The organism is Microvirga aerilata, from assembly GCF_016743775.1.
In the GTDB taxonomy this organism is placed as follows: domain Bacteria; phylum Pseudomonadota; class Alphaproteobacteria; order Rhizobiales; family Beijerinckiaceae; genus Microvirga; species Microvirga aerilata.
In genome coordinates this window covers 22,883-41,443 of the sequence record NZ_JAEQMY010000004.1, presented here as the reverse complement: position 1 = coordinate 41,443, position 18,561 = coordinate 22,883, and the positions used below count along the sequence as shown (strand labels likewise).

The window sequence follows — 18,561 nt, the reverse complement described above, 5'->3', positions numbered from 1 at the left end:
ATCTAAAGTACAGGAAATCCAGCCTAATTTGGGAACAACCAGGAGTCGCTCCGGTTGGAAGGCAGACTCTTGTGGGGCTGAGAGTCGCCACTCGATCCATCGAACAGGAGCAGCCGATGTTCTTCCGTCAGAAGCAGATGGCGTATCATGCCAAGCCCGAGAAACCCGATCCGAACTTCGCCAAGATGCTGCAGGAGCCCCTTGGCGGGCAATGGGGCGAGATCAGCGTGATGATGACCTATCTGTTCCAGGGCTGGAACTGCCGGGGTCCGCAGAAATACCGCGACATGCTCATGGATATCGGCACCGAGGAGATCGGCCATGTGGAGATGCTGGCCACCATGATCGCCAGGCTCCTTGAGACATCTCCGGTGGAAACCCAGGAGGATGCGGCCCAGAACTCCCTTGTCGGCGCCATCATGGGCGGCGCCCGCGTCGAGGACGCCATCATGGCCGGCATGAACCCTCAGCACGTGATCGTCGCCGGCTCCGGTTCCCGTCCGGTCGACAGCTCCGGCAATCTCTGGAATGCAGGCTTCATGACGGCAAGCGGCAATCTTCTCGCCGATTTCCGCTTCAATCTGACGGCGGAAAGCCAAGGCCGCCTGCAGGTCGCCCGCCTCTATAACCTGACGAACGACACCGGGGTGCGGGACATGCTGTCGTTCCTTATCGCACGCGACACCATGCACCAGAACCAGTGGCTGGCGGCCATTCGGGAACTGGAGGAGGACGGGCTCGAGATGACGCCCGTGCCGTCCAACTTCCCGCAGGAACTCGAGAAGAGCGAGGTCGCCTATCAGTTCCTCAATCACTCCGAAGGCACGGAGAGTCAGCAGGGACGCTGGGCCCAGGGGCCTGCGCCGGACGGCAAGGGAACGTTCACTTACGTGGATCGCCCGCCGGCCTACACGGAAGACGAGGGCCTGCTCAACCCGGTCGACCCGCGGATGTACGGCACGCCGCCGGCACCGGTCCCGCCTGCTGCTGCGGAATAAACTTTACTTGGAGCTGTACTGCGTCATGCCCGGCCTCAGCGCCGGGCATCTACGTTCTCCGGCCTTATCCCATCGCCTTGACGAAGCTGTCCAGCACCATCTTGCGCCCGGCCTTGTCGAACTCGACCGTGAGCTTGTTGCCGTCCACCGCCTCGATGGTGCCGGGGCCGAACTTGGTGTGCAGGACGCGCCCGCCGACCGCAAACCCCGATCCGCCGCTGGATTTCGCCACCAGCTCGCCTTCGATCAGCACCGGACCGCGCCGGTCGCCGGAGCGGCGGGCGGAATAGCCCCCATCGTCGGTGCTGGCGCGGTGCGCCTGGGCGCGCTGCCAGCCGGGGGTTTGGTAGGAGGAGCCGCTGAAGGGCTGCATCCGGTCGAAGCGCGAGCCGCCGTAGGAGAAGTTGGCGGGAGCCTCCAGGATCTCCACGTTCGTTTCCGGCAGATCGTCCACGAAGCGGCTCGGGACGGTCGAGTTCCATAGACCGTGGATGCGCCGGTTGGACGCGAAAAAGATCTTGGCCCGGCGCCGGGCGCGGGTGAGGCCCACATGGGCAAGCCGGCGCTCCTCCTCCAGGCCCGCGCGCCCGCTCTCGTCAAGCGCCCGCTGGTTCGGGAAGAGGCCTTCCTCCCAGCCGGGCAGGAACACCGTGTCGAACTCGAGGCCCTTGGCGGCGTGGAGCGTCATCAGGCTCACGCGCTCGGTTGTATCGGACTCGTTGGCCTCCATGACGAGGGACACGTGCTCCAGGAAGCTTTGCAGGTCCGGGAACTCCTCCATGGAGCGCACGAGCTCCTTGAGGTTTTCCAGGCGTCCAGCCGCATCCGCCGACTTGTCCTTCTGCCACATGTCCGTGTAGCCGGATTCCTCCAGCACGGTCTGGGCGACCTCCGACTGCGATAGGGTCTCGGAGAGCTTGGCCCAGCGGCCGAAGGAGATGAGGAGATCGCGGAGCGTAGCCCTGGGCTTGGGCTTCAGCTCGTCCGTCTCGACGATGAAGCGGGCCGCCTCCACGAGCGGCACACGGGCCGCGCGGGCATGGTTGTGCAGCACCTGGATCGTGGCATCGCCCAAGCCGCGCTTCGGTACGTTGACGATGCGCTCGAAGGCCAGATCATCGGCGGGCTGGTTCACGACGCGAAGATAGGCCAGGGCATCGCGGATTTCGGCTCGCTCGTAGAAGCGCGGGCCGCCGATGACCCGATAGGGGACGCCGAGCGTCACGAGCCGGTCTTCGATCTCGCGCATCTGTGCCGAGATGCGGACCAGGATCGCGATCTCGGAGAGCGGGTGCTTCTTAGCGTGAAGCGCCTCGATCTCCTCGCCGATGAGCCGGGCCTCGTCCTCGGAGTCCCAGGCCCCGGTGATGGACACCTTCTCGCCCGGCTCGTCTTCGGTGCGCAGGGTCTTGCCCAGGCGGCCCTGGTTCTTGGCGATCAGGCCTGAGGCGGCCGACAGGATGTGGCCCGTCGAGCGGTAGTTACGCTCCAGCCGGATCACGGTCGCGCCGGGAAAATCGTGCTCGAAGCGCAGGATGTTGTCGACCTCGGCCCCGCGCCAGCCATAGATCGACTGGTCGTCGTCGCCGACGCAGCACAGGTTCTTGCGCGCCTGGGCGAGGAGCCGCAGCCAGAGATACTGGGCGACGTTGGTGTCCTGGTATTCGTCCACGAGCATGTAGCGGAAGCGGTTCTGGTACTGCTCCAGAATGTCCGGGTGCTCGCGCCACAGGCGAAGGCATTCGAGCAGGAGATCGCCGAAATCGACGGCGTTCAGGGTCTTGAGGCGATCCTGGTAGGCCCGGTAGAGCCGCCCGCCTTTCCCGTTGGCGAAGGCACCGGCCTCTCCGGCCGCAACCTGGTCGGGGCCGAGGCCTCGGTTCTTCCAGCCGTCGATATGGCCTGCAAGCTGGCGAGCCGGCCAGCGCTTCTCGTCGATGCCTTCGGCCTCGATCACCTGCTTCATCAGGCGAAGCTGGTCGTCCGTGCCCAGAATCGTGAAGTCGGAGCGCAGGCCCACCAGCTCCGCATGGCGGCGCAGAACCTTGGTGCCGATGGAGTGGAAGGTCCCGAGCCACTGCATGCCCTCGGCCACGGGGCCGATGACGGAGGTGATGCGCTCGCGCATCTCCCGCGCGGCCTTGTTGGTGAAGGTCACGGCCAGGATCTGGGACGGGTAGGCCTTGCCGGTGGCGATCAGGTGGGCGATCCGGGTGGTCAGAACCCGGGTCTTGCCGGTCCCGGCGCCTGCCAGCACGAGAACGGGACCCTCGGTGGCCTCGACGGCAGCGCGCTGCTCTGGATTCAGGCCATTCAGGTAAGGCGATTGCGGCGCAACCGCCGCGCGGGCGCGGGCGCTCAAGGAGCCGGATGCCGGCTCATGGGCAAGGCTGTCCTGCGGATCGGGTCTTTGTTCGGATTGATTCATCGGCGGGACCATGGATCAAAAGGCGAACGGCGTCGAGCCCGTAATGCCTGTCGATCCTGCCGCAGGCCTCAACTTCCGGGGCCATACAGCGTTGTCCCGGAAGGCCTCGATGGCCATATGGGCATAAGGGGCCCAAATAGGATTGTCTCATGCGTTTCATGGTGGCGATTGCCGTCGTCTCGAGCCTTCTCCTGCCGCTCGCCGGTCCTGCCGACGCCCAGACGCGCCTGCCCCGCACGAGCCCTGCGGAAAGGCAGACGAAGGAGATCAACCGGCGGATCCAGCAGGAGCAGCGGCTCCTGAACCTTGAGCAGCAGATCCAGAACGAAAACAATCATCTGCGGCGCAGGATCGACCGGCAACGGCTGTTCTCCAACCCGTCGCCGTCTGTGCGGGTCGGACGGTGCCCTCCAGGGGCGATCCGGTGCTAGTGCCGGGTGCCGGAGGCCGATAGGGCCTCTTGGATTTCGGCCTTGGGCGGAATGCCGATGACGCGGCCCAGGTTCTGCGGCTTGGTCAGGCGGGCATGGGTTGTCTTCATCACCGCGAGGTTGGCCGCGATATCCTCCGGGAAGGGGCAGACCTTCCGGGTTTCCATGTCCACATGGAGGGACAGCCCTTCCATGGTGGCAGCGACCCATCCCTCTCCGGCATGGCGGATTTCCATGTAGTAGTGGATGCGCTTCTCGTCATGGTCGACGAGCTGGAGCGTGACGCGCACCCGGTCGTGCATCCTCAGCTCGCGCTGGTAGAGGGTGTGGATCTCCGCCGCGAAGAAGGACGCCTTGCGGCTTTCGAGATAATCCTGGCCGAGGCCCACAAGGCTGAAGCCCTCCTCCACCGCCCGGTCGAAGAGGACATGATAGTAGGCCATGTTCATGTGGCCGTTGTAGTCGATCCAAGCGGGTTCGACCCGCATCGTGGAGGACACGAAGGGCGCGAAGAAAAAACGGGAGTCCGCTTCTCCATGGTCAATGCGGTCCCTCACCACCGTTCAGAGGATCGTTCGTCGGCAGCGGGAACGTTAGCACGTTCGTGGCGGCTGCGCAGGAGGGGTGCGACATCTTTCTCATCCGGAGTGTTGCGTTTGCAACGGTTCTGGTAGCTATGAACGAAGCGAGCATCACAATTGGATCTGAAGCCTTCATGAATGCGCCCCATGTTCCCGTCCGTCAGAAGGTGACGGACGCTTCCATTGCCTCCCTGCTGTCCGAACTGACCGGAGTCTTCGGCGATCGGGTCGTGACCTCGGCCGCCGTTCGCGAGCAGCATGGGCATTCCCTGACCTGGGTGAAGAACCAGCCGCCGGACATCGTGGTCTATCCCCGGACGACGGAGGAGGTGTCGACCCTTGTCAAACTCTGTGCCGCACACGGGGTTCCTGTCATTCCCTACGGCACTGGCACATCACTGGAAGGACATATCAATGCGCCCTTCGGCGGGGTTTCAGTTGACCTAAGCCTGATGAAGCGCATCGTCGCGGTGCATGACGAGGACCTGGACTGCGTGGTCGAGGCTGGCGTGACCCGCAAGGAGCTGAACGAGCATCTGCGGGACAAGGGATTGTTCTTTCCCATCGATCCGGGCGCCGACGCCTCCATCGGCGGCATGGTCGCCACCCGGGCCTCCGGCACCAACGCGGTGCGCTATGGGACCATGAAGGACGTGGTGCTGGCGCTCACCGCCGTGCTCCCCAGCGGCGAGATCGTGAGGACGGCAAGCCGCGCCAAGAAGAGCTCGGCAGGCTACGATCTCACCCGCCTCCTCATCGGCTCGGAGGGGACGCTGGGCGTCGTCACCGAGATCACCCTGAAGCTCCACGGCATCCCGGAGGCGATCTCGGCCGGCATCTGCCCATTCCCGTCCGTGAAGGCCGCCTGCGATGCGGTGATCATGACGATCCAGTCCGGCATCCCGGTGGCCCGCATCGAGCTGCTCGACGAGGTGCAGGTGAGGGCGGTCAACCTGCATTCCAAGCTCACCCTGCCGGAGAGTCCCCTGCTGCTGCTGGAGTTCCACGGCTCCGAGGCCGGCGTGCAGGAGCAGGCCGAGCGCTTCGGCGACATCGCGGCCGAGTTCAGCGGCGGACCGTTCGACTGGGCGACGAAGCCCGAGGAGCGCTCCCGCCTCTGGCAGGCCCGGCACGACGCCTACTGGGCCGCCAAGGGCCTGCGGCCCGGAGCGCAATCGGTAGCGACCGATGTGTGCGTGCCGATCTCGCGCTTGGCCGAATGCGTCGACGCCACGAAGCAGGACATCCTGGAAACCGGGCTCATCGCTCCCATCGTCGGCCATGTGGGCGACGGCAACTTCCATGTGCAGCCCCTGGTGAACACGGACGATCCGGCGGAGATCGCGGCCTGCGAGGCGTTCGTCGACCGGCTGGTGCGGCGGGCGGTGGCCATGGAGGGCACCTGCACGGGCGAGCATGGGGTCGGCCAGAAGAAGATGAAGTACCTGGAACTCGAGCATGGGCCGGCCGCCCTCGGCCTCATGCGCGCCTTGAAACAGGCCATCGACCCGCACAACATCATGAATCCAGGCAAGATCGTTGCGCTTTGACAGTGGAACACCTTGAACAGCGCTCCCGGTTCCTGTCTTCATGCGGTAAGGACCACTGACTGTAACGGAGAAAAGGCCGCCTCTTGCGCGATATCCTGACGATCATCGCATCCATCGTGATCCTGATCCTGGCCGTTGCCGTCGCGGCGCCCCCGTTCATCGACTGGGAGGCCCATCGCGACTCCATCGACGGGATGATCTCGCGCGCATCCGGCACGGAAGCCGCGACGGAGGGCGAGATCGGCATCCGCCTGCTGCCTTCTCCGAGGATCGTTCTCGGACGGCTGAGGCTGGGCGGCAAGACGCCGGATTCGCCGGTAATGACGGCTGACGGCGTCTGGGCGGAGGTGGACTTGACGCCGCTGCTGCGGGGCGAGGTCCGGTTCACGGAAACGCGGGTGGGCCGGGCCGACATCCGCGTTCCGGTGGCCGGCGACGGCGAGTGGCGGCTGCCGCCGGAACTCGTGTCCGGCAGCGGGCGCGCCCGCGAATGGGCCATCGAGAGCCTCAGCGTCGCGCAGCTTCTCGTGACTACCCAGAGCGCCAGCACGGGCCGCACCAACCAGGCCTTTGCCGAGAACGTTCAGATCGAAGGCCAGAAGCTGATCGGCCCCTGGCGGGTGGAGGGGACGACCTCGGGCGTTCCCTTCCGGCTGGTCACCGGGGAGCTGGCCGAGGACAAAAGCGTCCAGGTCAAGCTCTCGGGCGGCGGCGACATCTATCCCCGCTTCGATCTGGACGCCCGGCTCGGGCTGAGCGAAGGAGCCGGCGAAGGGGCCACGCCGAATGTTTCCGGCAAGGCCAAGATCCTGTTCGGTCCTCCGGCGCAGCTGGCCGCTGCAGGCATCCCGATCCCTGTTACGGTGGAGACCGAGTTCAAGACGGTGCCTGGCGCCGTCGAGCTCAACCCGGTCAGCGTGGAGGCGGGCGAGGGCGGCGCGAGCCTTCGCATGACCGGAGGGGGCAGGATCGGGCTCAACGACCCACGAATCTCGCTGCGCCTCGAAGGGCGCAGGCTCGATGCGGACAGCTTCATCCTGTCCGGCAACGGGCAGGATTTCAAAAGCCGCCTGCAGCAATGGTCCCTTCCGCTGATCCGGGTGCCCATCGATCTCGACCTCAAGATCGACAGCATCGGCCTGGGCCAGGAGGATCTGACCAACGCCAACCTGCGCCTGTCCCTCGATACGGGCCGGGCCCGGCTGGACCGGATCGAGTTCATGGCGCCCGGGGAAACGCGGGTGGCTCTCGAGGGCCAGCTCGGCCTGACCACCCAGGGCGGCATCAACGGCAAGGTGGCGCTCGCCTCCAACGCGTCCGACCGCCTGGCGCGCTACCTGGCCCGCATCGGCCTCAATTCCCCCCTGCTGCGGGTGCTCGACGGACGTCCGGTCGAGGCCTCCTCGGACATCGCGTTCTCGAACCCCGTGCTGTCCTTCAACCGGCTGCGCCTGAAGACGGGCGAGTCGACGCTCACCGGAAACGTCCGCTACACGGCGCCGGAGGCCAACGAGCGCGGCAAGCTTGAGGCGCAGGTCGGGCTCCAGAGCCTGAACCTCAACGATCTGCCTCAGCTCTCCAGCGTCTTCCAGGCCACCGAGAACCTCGATGTGGGCTTTATCCTCGATGCGCGGGGCGTCAGCGCTGGCAAGAGCCCGGCCACGGGCCGGATCTCCGCCCGCATCCTGTCGGACGGGCCGGCTCTGCTGGTCGAAACCCTCGACATCGTGGACCTTGCAGGGGCCAATGCCCGGGTGCGGGGGCGCATCGCTCCCGACGGCTCGGGCCAGATCACCGGCAAGGTGACGGCGCAGCGCGCCGATCCGCTGGTCGAGCTGTTGGGAAGCGTCTGGATCGGCGGCATTTCCAAGCTCGTGCCGCATTTCGTGCGCGAGGGCGCCCTCGATGTGGATGTCACCACGGAGCGGGTGGCGCCGGCTCCCGGCTCGAACGAGCTGCGGCTGCGGACGACCGCGAGGGGCCGCGTGGCGGGCGGGCCGTTCGATGGCCAGGTCGAATCCGTGGACGGGCGCACCGAGAGCCTGACCCTGGGTCTCTCCGCCGACAATACGGGGCGTTGGGTCAATCGGCCGAACATGGCCGGCTTGAACAGGCCGTCCAGGATCGACCTGCGGGGAACCCGCATCGGAACGGGCCTGTTCAACGTCACCCTGACGGGAGACATCGCCGGCGTTCAGGTCGCAACCAGGCGGCCCTTCGCCCTGAGCGAGAACGACGATGTGGTGGATAGCGGCGAGGCCGAAATAACCACCCCCGACATCACGCCCTTCCTGCTCCTCCTGGGAGACGGCGCGGGCGTCGCTCCCCCCGTTCCGGTGACCGGGCGTGTGACCTTGGGTCGGGAGCGCGGCGCGACCCTGCTCGACATCAGCGGCAGGGTCTCCGGCAACAACGTGCAGGCGCGCCTCGTTGCGGCCTCCCGGTCGGAGATCAGCGGCGAGGTTTCGCTCGAGCGGCTGTCCCTGCCATGGCTCGTGGCGGCGCTTGCCCTCAACGTGCCCGAGGGTCCCACGGCGACGGCGATCTGGTCCACGGCCCGCTTCGGCCAAAGCGGCCGCCTCGTCACCGGCGGGCAGGTGACCTTCCGGGCCGGCACCCTCGATTTCGGGCGCGGGCTCCAAGCCAGCCGGGCATCCTTCCTGGTGGGGGCACAGTCGGACGGCATCTCCATTCGCAATCTCGAGGCGACGGTCGGATCCGGGCGGGTGACGGGCTCGACGACGATCACACGCCAGGGGGCGCTCGCCACCATCGTGGGAGAGGGCGCCCTGGAGCGGGTGCCCCTGTGGGCCCTGACTGGGGCGACGCCCTTCGAGGCCGTCCTCTCAGGCCCGCTCAGGTTCGGTGCCGCGGGTGCGAGCCTCTCCGAGCTGGTGGCCAATCTCGGCGGCGCGGGCGATTGGCAGGTTACGAACCTGCGCGCTCCCGCGGCCGATCCCGCGGTCTTCGAGCGGGCGCTCAAGCGGGCGCTCGCGGAAACGGAGCCCCTGGCCGAGGGCAAGGCCGAAGCCGTCATCGGAACGGAGCTCGGGCGTTCGTCCTTCGCGTCCTCGCCGGTCAAGACGTCGGCGGCGCTCGTGGGCGGTCTCCTGCGATTGTCGCCCTTCGTGGCGGAAAGCGGCCCGGCCGTGTGGCAGGGCGCGGTCACCTACGATCTGAAGACCCTGAAGTTCGACGCCCGGGGAGCGCTGACGGCCAAGGCTTCACCGGCCGAATGGGTTGGGGCCCCGCCGTCCATCGGCCTGAACTGGAGCGGCTCCCTGACGGCTCCCGTTCGCGAGATCGATGCCGGTCCGTTCCGCAACGGGCTTGCGGCCATCGTGCTCAAGCGGGAGCTGGAAAAGATCGAGGCCTTCGAGCGGGCCGCAGCCGAGCGCCAGCGCCAGATCGATGCCCAGCGCGAGGCCGAGCGGCAGCGGGCCAAGGCCGCCGAGGAAGAGGCGCTCCGCCAGGCCAAGGCGCGGGCGGAGGCAGAGCGCGCCCGTCGGGACGCGGAACGGCTCCAGTCGGAGCAGCTGAGGCAGCCCGAGGAGACCGAAGCCGAGCCGACCCCCTCGCAAACCTCCATGCCGCCCCTCACGCCGCCGGTTCAGATCGGTCCGCCGCCATCGGTCTATGGGGCTCCTCCGACACGCTGAGCCATCAGGTTCGGACAAGCCGGGGGCTGCACTAACGATTGCGCACGTCGGCGAGCACGAAGACCCGGATGGCCGAGGACAGGTTCTGCTCGCCCCGCTCCGCGTCGATGCGCCCGATCAGGGCTTGAACGGACAGCTTTTCCCGCTCGGCGATCTCCCGCAGAACCTCCCAGAAGGGCTCCTCGAGGGAGATGCTCGTCCGGTGGCCGGCAATGGAGACGGAGCGCTTGACGATCTCGAAGCCCATCTCAAGGGGTCTCGTCGGGATCGCGCTTGTGCGAGTCGAGATGGCTTTCGGCCTTGTCGCGCTCGGCTTGGGTGAGCTTCTTCTCGGCCTTGCTGCGCCCGAAGCTCACGCGGTTTTCGGCGGCGCGGGCCTCTTTCTCGGCCCGCGCCTTCTGCTTGCGCGCCTGGCGCAGATTGATGATCTCGGCCATGGCGCAACCCTACCGGATCAGCCCGGCGACAGCATGGTCTCGGGGCGGACGACGGCGTCGAAGTCCTCCGGGGACACGCCGGCCTTGACGGCCTCTTCCTTCAAGGTCGTGCCGTTCTTGTGCGCGGACTTCGCGATGGCGGCCGCCTTGTCGTAGCCGATGGTCGGGGCGAGCGCCGTCACGAGCATCAGGGAGCGCTCCATCAGTTCCCGCAGGCGGTCGTGGTTGGGCTCGATGCCGACGACCGCATTGTCGGTGAAGCTGACGGCGCCGTCGGCAAGAAGGCGGATCGACTGCAGCACCGCGTTCACGATCACCGGCTTGAACACGTTGAGCTCGAAATGGCCCTGGCTGCCCGCGAAGGTGACGGTGGTCTGGTTGCCGGCAACCTGGGCGCACAGCATCGTCATGGCCTCGGCCTGGGTCGGGTTGACCTTGCCGGGCATGATGGACGAGCCGGGCTCGTTCTCGGGCAGGGAAATCTCGCCGATGCCGGAGCGGGGGCCCGAGCCCATGAGGCGGATGTCGTTGGCGATCTTGAACAGGCCCGCCGCGAGGCTTGCGAGCGCCCCATGGGTGAAGACGAGCGCATCGTTGGACGCAAGCGCCTCGAACTTGTTGGCCGCCGAGGTGAAGGGCAGGGCGGTGAGCTCCATCACCTTCGCGGCGAAGCGGTCGGCGAATTCCGGATGGGCGTTGAGGCCCGTGCCCACGGCGGTGCCGCCCTGGGCCAGCGCGTAGATGCCCGGCAGGGTGGCTTCGATGCGGGCGATGCCGAGGCGCACCTGGGCGGCATAGCCGGAGAACTCCTGGCCAAGGGTGACCGGGGTCGCATCCTGAAGATGCGTGCGGCCGATCTTCACGATGTCCTTGAAGGCTTCGGTCTTGTCGTCGAGGGCCTTGAGCAGGTGCTTGAGGGCCGGAAGGAGCCGGTCGTGGATCTCGCGGGCCACCGCGATGTGCATGGCGGTCGGGAAGGCGTCGTTCGAGGACTGGCCCATGTTCACGTGGTCGTTGGGGTGAACCGGCTTCTTGCTGCCGCGTTCTCCCCCCAGCCGCTCGATGGCGAGGTTCGACAGGACCTCGTTCATGTTCATGTTGGACTGGGTGCCCGAACCCGTCTGGTACACCACGAGCGGGAACTCGTCGTCGTACTTGCCCTGCACCACATCGGCGGCGGCAGACGCGATGGCGTCGGCCAGGCGCGGCTCCAGCTTGCCGAGATCCTTGTTCACGAGGGCGGCGGACTGCTTCACGATGGCCAGGGCGTGCACGAGGGGCAGCGGCATCCGGTCCGTCCCGATGCGGAAGTTCTGGATCGAGCGCTGGGTCTGGGCGCCCCAGAGCTTGTCGGCGGGAACGTCGATGGGGCCGAAGGTATCTGTTTCGATGCGGGTTGAGGGCGACATCCTGACCTCTTTCGATGGAGTTGGGTGTTCTTATCTCAAACTATGGCGCTCGCAACAGCGAAGGCGCATGGAGGCTTCGTAAAATCACATGAGCGACACCGTTGAAGCGCCTCTGTTCCGCCCGCCTCATCCTCGGCCGCGCACCGAGCCCCTCGGGATGGTGGCCTTCCTGCGCGCCGCGCGCGAAAACCCTCTCGCCACCTGGATGGAGGCGCATTTCGAGGAGCCGATCGTCACCGGCGAGGGAGCCCTGGGGCGCATGACCGTGGTGAACGACCCGGCCGTCGTTCGCCACATCCTCCTGGACAATGCCGCCAACTACCGCAAGGACGACCTGCAGATCCGGATCCTGGCGCCGGGCCTGGGAAGAGGCCTCGTCACGGCGGAAGGCGACGAATGGCGGCTCCAGCGCCGGACCATCGCGCCCCTGTTCACCCCGCGCACCGTGGGCGGCTTCTTCCCGGCCATGGTCGAGGCGGCGGAGCGCCTCGTGCGGCGCTGGCAGCGGCGCCGGGACGGGCGCGTGGTCGATGCCTCCCTCGACATGACCCGGGTGACCCTCGACGTGCTGGAGCGAACGATCTTCACGCAGGGCGTGCCGCGGGATCCGGATGCGCTGGGCCGGGCGATCACCCGCTATTTCAACTCCATAGGCCGGGTCGATCCCCTCGACATCTTCGGCTTCCCGGACTGGGTGCCGCGCATCGGGCGCCTGCGGGCAAGGCCCTCGATCCAGTTCTTCGAGGAGACCGTGAACGAACTGATCAATGCCAGGAAGGCGCTCCTCGCCCAGGGCGCGCCCGCGCCGCGCGACCTGCTGACCCTGCTCCTGGAGGCGGCCGACCCCGAGACCGGCAAGGGCCTGAGCGACATCGAGGTGCGCACCAACATCATCACCTTCATTGGGGCCGGGCACGAAACGACGGCCAACGCCCTGTCCTGGTCGCTCTACCTGATCTCGCAGGACGAGAGGATACGGGCCAAGGTGGAGCGGGAGGTGGACGAGGTGCTGGGCGAAGGGCCCCTGGAGCCCCATCACCTGGAGCGGCTCGTCTATACGCGGGCCGTGATCGACGAGGCGGTCCGCCTTTATCCGCCAGCACCCTACATGAGCCGCACGGCCATCGCCGACGATGCGATCGGCAGCGTGGAGATTCCGGCAGGTTCGATGGTGGTGATCGCGCCCTACGTTCTCCACCGCCACCGGACGCTCTGGGACCAGCCGGATGCCTTCCGGCCCGAGCGCTTCCTGACCGAGGAGCGGGGGCGGATCGACCGCTTCGCCTATCTGCCGTTCGGGGCCGGGCCCCGGGTGTGCATCGGCGCGAGCTTTTCGCTGCAGGAGGCCGTGATCGTGCTTGCCAGCATTGTCAGACACATGCGGCTCGACCTCGTGCAGGGGCACGAGGTGGTGCCCGTGCAGAGGATCACCTTGCGGCCGGGGGGCGGCCTGCCGATGCATGTGACGCAGCGCGCGCGAACCAGCGCATCGGCCGCCTGAACGACGGGAGGCCTAGTTCTTCTTGCGGAAGGCGTCGAGGCTGACGACCTCGGCGGTGCCGGACGCTTCGGCCTCGGCTTGCGGCTCCGCCGGGAGTGCGGACGGCTCGGACCTCGGGGCCAGAGCCTTCTCCGGAAGCGCCTTCTTCTCTGCCACGGGCAGGGCCTTGCGGGGCTGCTTCAGCTCGACCGGCTCGGAGCCCCGGATCGGATGCGGAGACGGCGGGGCCTCGGCGGTCTCGTCCTCCTCCTCGTCCTCTTCCTGGCTGTCGAATTTGAGGCCGAATTGAACGGAGGGGTCGAAGAAGCCGGTCAGCGCATCGAAGGGAATGAGCAGCCGCTCCGGGATGCCGGAGAAGGACAGGCCCACCTCGAAGGTGTGCTCGGTGACGTTGAGGTCCCAGAACTGGTGCTGGAGAACGATCGTCATCTCCTGCGGATACTTGTCGCGCAGGCGGTTCGACAGGCGAACGCCGGGAAAGTCCGTCTGGAAGGAGATGTAGAAATGGTGCTCGCCCGGAAGTCCATCCTTGGCATCGATCAACACCTTGCGCACCACGCTTTTCAGCGCGTCCTGCACAAGAAGATCGTAGCGGATCAGGTCTTTACCGGCCATATGGGAGCCCTTGTGAACACGAACGAGAAGGCTTGCGTCGCCGGGCGCCTCCGAACCCCGCCTGACGGCGTGAACCGCCAGGACTTTCGAACCGGCGTCAGGAGCCGCTGACGCGGCTACCGCAACCGGAGCATAGTTGTCGTTGGCAACGACTGAACCGGCCCGATGTCGGCGGAACCATGCCGAGCGAAAGTCTACCCTTTAGGCCCTCGTCGATCTTGCTTTCGCCCCTGCCGAAACCCAGGTCGAGACCGGATTCTGGTGGATGCGCCGGGTACCGCCCCCGGGTCAGATGGGTTTATTCCAGTAGCCGTTTATCGCCATAGCCGGCCTTGCGACCGACCCCTCCAATATAGGCGGAGCTGAGCGATTTTGAAAGAGCGGGAACGGCCGGGGTAATCACGAAATGTAATCCGCCGGGACAGGAGCGCGCCGTTTTGCAGCCACGCTTCGCTTCCCTCTCCGGGGTTAACCGATCCACACAAAACCGCGCCGGTCCGACTCGGCGGAACCAGGCGGCTGCCCTATGATGAAGGCGAGGAGCTTCTCATGCAGGTCTATCTCGATCTCATCCGCCGCATCATGGACGAGGGCGTCCGCAAGGACGACCGGACCGGAACCGGGACGATTTCCGTCTTCGGCCACCAGATGCGCTTCGATCTCAGCCAGGGCTTCCCGCTGGTCACCACGAAGAAGCTGCACCTGAAATCGATCGTCCACGAGCTGCTCTGGTTCCTGAACGGCGATACCAACATCCGCTACCTCAAGGAGAACGGCGTTTCGATCTGGGACGAGTGGGCGGACGAGAACGGCGACCTCGGTCCCGTCTACGGCAAGCAGTGGCGTTCCTGGGCCAAGCCCGACGGCGGCACGGTGGACCAGATCCGCTGGGTCGTCGACGAGATCCGCCGCAATCCCGACAGCCGCCGCCTGATCGTCTCCGCCTGGAACCCGGCGGACCTCGACAGGATGGCGCTCGCTCCCTGCCACTGCCTGTTCCAGTTCTACGTGGCGGAGGGGCGGCTCTCCTGCCAGCTCTACCAGCGTTCGGCAGACGTGTTCCTGGGCGTTCCGTTCAACATCGCGTCCTATGCGCTTCTCACCCACATGATGGCCCAGGCCACCGGCCTGCAGCCGGGCGATTTCGTGCACTCCTTCGGGGATGCGCACCTGTACCTCAACCATCTGGAGCAGGCGCGCCTCCAGCTCTCGCGGGAGCCGAGGCCGCTGCCCAGGCTGCGTCTCAACCCGTCCGTGCGCTCGCTCTTCGACTTCACCTTCGACGACATCGCCATCGAGGACTACGATCCCCATCCGGCCATCAAGGCTCCCGTCGCGGTCTGAGGCGATGAACAGGCGCGAAGCCATCGAGAGCGCCGTCCGCATCCTGGCCCCGCGCATCCCGCGCCACGAATTCGAGGCCGTGACGGAGCACGCGCTCAGCAGCCGGGGCCTCCACGCGGCCTCGCCCGAGACGGCGGCCTGGCTGTCCCTCACGGCCTATATCCGGCACAGGCTCACGGATTACGACAGCCTCCTGGATGAAGGCTACGACGTGGAAAGCGCCCGGTTCTTCGTGCTGGACGACATGAACGCCACCCTGGAGCAATGGGGCTCGCCCCGGCGGGTGGTGGAGGAGGAGTAGCCTCTAGGCTGCTCGTTCAAGAGGCTCTTCCCAAGGCGGCAAACAGGAAGTAGATATAGGTTATAGAATATTATATCAATTATTGAAATCACGGTAATGCCCGCACACCGCCATCTGCAAACCACCGGCTCCAGCTCAAACCGGATCGACATGGTCTTCATGGGAGACGGCTACACCGCCTCGGAGATCGACACGACCTATTCGTCGCAGGTCCAGGGCTTCATTGAGTACATGTTCAACGGGAGCATCTTAAGTGAACCCTTTGGGCGCTACCGTAACTTCTTCAACATCCATTCCATCGATGTTGTCTCCAACGAATCCGGCGCGGACGACCCGGCCAGCGGAACTGAAAGGGATACGGCTCTGGACGCTGCCTACAGTGGTCGTGCGCTGGGTGTGGACCTCGACAAGGCGGACCAGATCGCGGAAAGCGTGCTGCCTTACGGCGTCACGTCGGAGATGCGCTACATCCTTGTGAACAGCGCAGCTTATGGGGGCGCAGGCTACGATTCCGGCATCTACTCAGCCGGAAATGCGCAAGCGTATGAAATCGCGCTCCACGAGATCGGGCATGCCTTTGCCGATCTGGGAGATGAATACGATTACGGCATACCAGGCCCGTACTCGGGCGATGAGCCACACTACGTCAATGTGACGGCGGACCCCACTGGGGCCAAATGGTCGCGCTGGCTCGGCTATGACCAGCCCGGCATCGGCGTGATCGGAGCCTATGAAGGCGCCTACTATCGGGCTGAGGACGTCTATCGCCCCTCGCTCAACTCGAAGATGAAGAGCTTGGAGCAGCCCTTCGTTGCGGTCTCCCGGGAGCAATTCATTCTCAAGTTCTATGAGTTCGTCGATCCGCTGGACGGATATACCTATACCGCCCCCTGGTTCACCCATCGCAATCTAGCCGACTTCTATGTCGATACGATCGACCCTGCGATCATCCTGGTCGATTGGACCGTGGACGGGGTGACCGCCGTCAATGCGGGCGAAACGTTTCGCATCACCAAGGATCATTACGGCTTCGGCGAGCATACGATCCAGGCTCGCGCCTATGATCCGACGGATTGGGTTCGTGGTGACCGCAGCGCTCTCGAGCAAACTGTCACGTGGACGGTCATGAACGATCATCTTCTCACCGGCGGTCGAGCTGACGATGCTCTCACCGGCAATGAGAAGGCAAACGAGATCCAGGGCAGGGGCGGTCGCGATACCATCAATGGCGGGGCAGGCGCTGACACTATGATCGGCGGCACGGGCAATGATCTTTATGTCGTTGACGATGCAGGCGATGTGATCAGCGAGCTGGCAGGCGAAGGCACCGATACGGTCAGCACATCGCTGTCCTACTCCATTGCAACGAGTGCCGCTCTCGAGAACATCGTGCTTACAGGTGCGGCGGCCAATGCCACCGGAAACGGCGGCAACAACGCCCTGACCGGCAATGCCTTCGCCAATGTCCTGGACGGCGGTGCGGACGCAGACCAGATGGAGGGCGGGGCCGGTAGCGACTGGTACTATGTTGACAATACAGGCGATACGGTGATGGAAACCGCCTCAGGCGGCACGGAGGATCGGGTCTACACCTCCGTCAGCTACAGCTTGGCCGCCCATGTCGAGCAACTCTATGCCTCCGGCTCCGCTGCGATCACCCTGACCGGCAACACGCTTGCCAACACCATCATCGGCAATGCCGGCACCAACAAGCTCAACGGCGGCCTGGGCAACGATCAGCTCAACGGCGGCCTGGGCAAGGACGTGTTCGTGTTCGACACCAAAGCGAACAAAACCACGAACGTGGACAAGATCCTCGACTTCTCATCCGACAGCTTCTGGCTGGAGAACAAGGTCTTCACCAAGCTGGGGGCGGGCACCGCCTCCAAGCCGAAGAAGTTCAAGTCCGACATGTTCGTGCAGAACAACAAGGCGAAGGATGCCGAGGATCGGATCGTCTACGACAAGAAGACCGGCAACCTCTACTACGATCAGGACGGCACCGGTTCCAAGGCGCAGGTGAAGATCGCAACGATCGCCAACAAGGCCGTCCTCAAGCACCAGGATTTCTTCGTCATCTGAGCTGAGGTGGAGCAGGGCGTGCCGCCAAATCACCCTCGCACGCCCTCGCTCAACAAACGTGGATTGTGCCCGGAGGGTGGTTGGCGGGGAACCGGCGTTGCCTTAGACAAGGGGAATGAGCGTCTCGATCCGCAAAGCCGAAAAATCCGACGCAGCCCTGATCTTCGGGTTCATCCGACAACTCGCCGAGTACGAGCGGCTGGCCCATGAGGTCGATGCCTCCGAGGCCGATATCGCAAGGGCTCTCTTTTGCGACAATCCCCGCGTTTTCGCCGATATCGCCGAATGGGAGGGAAGGCCTGCGGGCTTTGCCCTGTGGTTCTATAATTTTTCCACCTTTCGCGGGCGGCACGGGATCTATCTGGAGGATCTCTTCGTAGCACCGGAGTTCCGCTCCAAGGGCATCGGCAAGGCTCTGCTGAGGCATCTGGCGCGGCGCTGCGTGTCCGAAGGCTTGGCCCGCCTCGAATGGTGGGTGCTCGACTGGAACGAGCCCGCCCTGCGGGTCTACCGGTCAATCGGCGCCGCCCCCATGGAGGAGTGGACGGTGCAGCGCATGACCGGGGACGCCTTGAGACAACTGGCGGAGGAGCCATGACCCTGCCCCTGATTCTCGTCGTCGCCGTTGCGGAAAACGGGGTCATCGGACGAGACAACCAGCTTCTCTGGCGCCTCAAAACAGATCTCGGGCGTTTTCGCAGGCTCACCATGGGCCGGCCGATGATCATGGGTCGCAAGACGTTCCAATCCATCGGCAAGCCCCTGCCGGGGCGGGAAACGGTCGTGCTGACCCGTGATCCGGGCTTTGCCGCCGAGGGCGTGCACGTCGCCCACAGCTGGGAGGAGGCGGTTGCCAAGGGATCGGAGCTGGCCGCCAGGATGGGAACGGATGCCGTCGCGGTCGCAGGCGGTGCCGAGATCTATGCCCGCGCCCTGCCGCACGTTCAGACTATCTTCCTCACCGAGGTTCACGCCGCACCGGAGGGGGACGCGGTTTTCCCGGCTTTCGACCGGTCACAGTTTCGCGAGATCCGGCGGGAGGATCATCCGAAGGGCCCCGACGACGAGCATCCGTTTACCTTTATTGATCTCGAAAGGCGCCCTTGACCTTCGCCCAGGTTGACGAAAGCTGTTTCAATCCCCAATTCGCAGGCTTGACAGGCGGAAGAGGCAACACCCACAACCGTCTCGATTTCTTATCGGCCGTTTCGGCCGGCCTTCTTAA

16 protein-coding genes and 1 other RNA gene are annotated in these 18,561 nt (G+C 65.5%); 10 read left to right on the top strand and 7 right to left on the bottom strand.

All coding sequences use genetic code 11. From position 1 onward, the window contains the following. Positions 1-116: 116 nt before the first annotated feature. The gene (locus tag JKG68_RS04105; protein WP_202056078.1) at positions 117-998 is read left to right on the top strand and encodes a manganese catalase; all 882 of its coding nucleotides are present in this window, start codon (positions 117-119) and stop codon (positions 996-998) included. 64 nt (positions 999-1,062) lie between these two features. Here JKG68_RS04105 and JKG68_RS04100 read toward each other — a convergent pair whose 3' ends face one another. Next, entirely contained in the window at positions 1,063-3,426 is a 2,364-nt protein-coding gene (locus JKG68_RS04100; RefSeq protein ID WP_202056076.1) for an ATP-dependent helicase, read from the bottom strand. A gap of 149 nt (positions 3,427-3,575) precedes the next feature. Between JKG68_RS04100 and JKG68_RS04095 the strand changes: the two genes are divergently transcribed. Next, entirely contained in the window at positions 3,576-3,857 is a 282-nt protein-coding gene (locus tag JKG68_RS04095; protein ID WP_202056074.1) for a hypothetical protein, read from the top strand. Here the strand turns inward: JKG68_RS04095 and JKG68_RS04090 are convergent. Next, positions 3,854-4,414: a thioesterase family protein gene (locus JKG68_RS04090; protein ID WP_312890728.1), complete on the bottom strand. Its 561-nt coding sequence runs from the start codon at positions 4,412-4,414 to the stop codon at positions 3,854-3,856. The genes JKG68_RS04095 and JKG68_RS04090 overlap by 4 nt on opposite strands. A 158-nt stretch (positions 4,415-4,572) precedes the next feature. Here JKG68_RS04090 and JKG68_RS04085 point away from each other — a divergent pair, with 158 nt between their 5' ends. Continuing rightward, a complete protein-coding gene (locus JKG68_RS04085) occupies positions 4,573-5,988 on the top strand; it encodes an FAD-binding oxidoreductase (RefSeq protein ID WP_202056073.1) in 1,416 nt (471 codons plus the stop codon). An 83-nt stretch (positions 5,989-6,071) separates the two neighbouring features. After that, positions 6,072-9,647 (top strand): AsmA family protein, encoded by a 3,576-nt coding sequence (locus JKG68_RS04080; RefSeq protein ID WP_202056072.1) that lies wholly within the window; start codon positions 6,072-6,074, stop codon positions 9,645-9,647. A gap of 31 nt (positions 9,648-9,678) precedes the next feature. Here the strand turns inward: JKG68_RS04080 and JKG68_RS04075 are convergent, their stop codons facing one another. From JKG68_RS04075 to fumC, 3 genes are read right to left on the bottom strand one after another with little or no spacing between them, the layout of a single operon-like run. After that, complete coding sequence (locus JKG68_RS04075; protein ID WP_202056071.1) at positions 9,679-9,894, bottom strand: ribbon-helix-helix domain-containing protein; 216 nt, start codon at positions 9,892-9,894, stop codon at positions 9,679-9,681. A gap of 1 nt (position 9,895) precedes the next feature. After that, positions 9,896-10,084 (bottom strand): DUF4169 family protein, encoded by a 189-nt coding sequence (locus JKG68_RS04070; RefSeq protein WP_202056070.1) that lies wholly within the window; start codon positions 10,082-10,084, stop codon positions 9,896-9,898. A gap of 17 nt (positions 10,085-10,101) precedes the next feature. Then, the gene (fumC, locus tag JKG68_RS04065; RefSeq protein WP_202056069.1) at positions 10,102-11,493 is read right to left on the bottom strand and encodes a class II fumarate hydratase; all 1,392 of its coding nucleotides are present in this window, start codon (positions 11,491-11,493) and stop codon (positions 10,102-10,104) included. An 88-nt stretch (positions 11,494-11,581) separates the two neighbouring features. Between fumC and JKG68_RS04060 the strand changes: the two genes are divergently transcribed. Then, on the top strand, positions 11,582-12,994 hold the full coding sequence (locus JKG68_RS04060) for a cytochrome P450 (RefSeq protein WP_202056068.1): 1,413 nt from the start codon (positions 11,582-11,584) through the stop codon (positions 12,992-12,994). 12 nt (positions 12,995-13,006) lie between these two features. Here the strand turns inward: JKG68_RS04060 and JKG68_RS04055 are convergent, their stop codons facing one another. Continuing rightward, positions 13,007-13,609: an SspB family protein gene (locus tag JKG68_RS04055; protein WP_202056066.1), complete on the bottom strand. Its 603-nt coding sequence runs from the start codon at positions 13,607-13,609 to the stop codon at positions 13,007-13,009. Positions 13,610-13,632: 23 nt separating this feature from the next. Then, positions 13,633-13,991, bottom strand: a transfer-messenger RNA (tmRNA) gene (gene ssrA / locus JKG68_RS04050). A gap of 167 nt (positions 13,992-14,158) precedes the next feature. Here ssrA and JKG68_RS04045 point away from each other — a divergent pair. The 5 genes from JKG68_RS04045 (at position 14,159) to JKG68_RS04025 (ending at position 18,443) form a co-directional block, all read left to right on the top strand. Then, positions 14,159-14,953, top strand: a complete 795-nt coding sequence (locus JKG68_RS04045; RefSeq protein WP_202056065.1) for a thymidylate synthase — start codon at positions 14,159-14,161, stop codon at positions 14,951-14,953. A gap of 4 nt (positions 14,954-14,957) precedes the next feature. Further along, positions 14,958-15,254 carry a DUF2293 domain-containing protein gene (locus JKG68_RS04040; RefSeq protein WP_202056064.1) on the top strand — a complete coding sequence of 99 codons (297 nt, stop codon included), beginning with the start codon at positions 14,958-14,960 and terminating at the stop codon, positions 15,252-15,254. Between the two features lie 96 nt (positions 15,255-15,350). Continuing rightward, the gene (locus JKG68_RS04035) at positions 15,351-17,336 is read left to right on the top strand and encodes a M64 family metallopeptidase (RefSeq protein ID WP_202056063.1); all 1,986 of its coding nucleotides are present in this window, start codon (positions 15,351-15,353) and stop codon (positions 17,334-17,336) included. 115 nt (positions 17,337-17,451) lie between these two features. Continuing rightward, the gene (locus tag JKG68_RS04030) at positions 17,452-17,934 is read left to right on the top strand and encodes a GNAT family N-acetyltransferase (protein ID WP_202056062.1); all 483 of its coding nucleotides are present in this window, start codon (positions 17,452-17,454) and stop codon (positions 17,932-17,934) included. Continuing rightward, positions 17,931-18,443, top strand: coding sequence for a dihydrofolate reductase (locus tag JKG68_RS04025; protein WP_202056061.1), 513 nt, complete (start codon positions 17,931-17,933; stop codon positions 18,441-18,443). Before JKG68_RS04030 ends, JKG68_RS04025 begins: the two co-directional genes overlap by 4 nt. Positions 18,444-18,561 lie beyond the last annotated feature (118 nt).

Bases quoted from the DNA above. Each gene is read 5' to 3' on its own strand.
- JKG68_RS04105 (WP_202056078.1), top strand. From the start codon at position 117: ATGTTCTTCCGTCAGAAGCAGATGGCGTATCATGCCAAGCCCGAGAAA.
- JKG68_RS04100 (WP_202056076.1), bottom strand. From the start codon at position 3,426: ATGAATCAATCCGAACAAAGACCCGATCCGCAGGACAGCCTTGCCCAT.
- JKG68_RS04095 (WP_202056074.1), top strand. From the start codon at position 3,576: ATGCGTTTCATGGTGGCGATTGCCGTCGTCTCGAGCCTTCTCCTGCCG.
- JKG68_RS04085 (WP_202056073.1), top strand. From the start codon at position 4,573: ATGAATGCGCCCCATGTTCCCGTCCGTCAGAAGGTGACGGACGCTTCC.
- JKG68_RS04075 (WP_202056071.1), bottom strand. From the start codon at position 9,894: ATGGGCTTCGAGATCGTCAAGCGCTCCGTCTCCATTGCCGGCCACCGG.
- JKG68_RS04070 (WP_202056070.1), bottom strand. From the start codon at position 10,084: ATGGCCGAGATCATCAATCTGCGCCAGGCGCGCAAGCAGAAGGCGCGG.
- fumC (WP_202056069.1), bottom strand. From the start codon at position 11,493: ATGTCGCCCTCAACCCGCATCGAAACAGATACCTTCGGCCCCATCGAC.
- JKG68_RS04060 (WP_202056068.1), top strand. From the start codon at position 11,582: ATGAGCGACACCGTTGAAGCGCCTCTGTTCCGCCCGCCTCATCCTCGG.
- JKG68_RS04055 (WP_202056066.1), bottom strand. From the start codon at position 13,609: ATGGCCGGTAAAGACCTGATCCGCTACGATCTTCTTGTGCAGGACGCG.
- JKG68_RS04045 (WP_202056065.1), top strand. From the start codon at position 14,159: ATGCAGGTCTATCTCGATCTCATCCGCCGCATCATGGACGAGGGCGTC.
- JKG68_RS04040 (WP_202056064.1), top strand. From the start codon at position 14,958: ATGAACAGGCGCGAAGCCATCGAGAGCGCCGTCCGCATCCTGGCCCCG.
- JKG68_RS04035 (WP_202056063.1), top strand. From the start codon at position 15,351: ATGCCCGCACACCGCCATCTGCAAACCACCGGCTCCAGCTCAAACCGG.
- JKG68_RS04030 (WP_202056062.1), top strand. From the start codon at position 17,452: ATGAGCGTCTCGATCCGCAAAGCCGAAAAATCCGACGCAGCCCTGATC.
- JKG68_RS04025 (WP_202056061.1), top strand. From the start codon at position 17,931: ATGACCCTGCCCCTGATTCTCGTCGTCGCCGTTGCGGAAAACGGGGTC.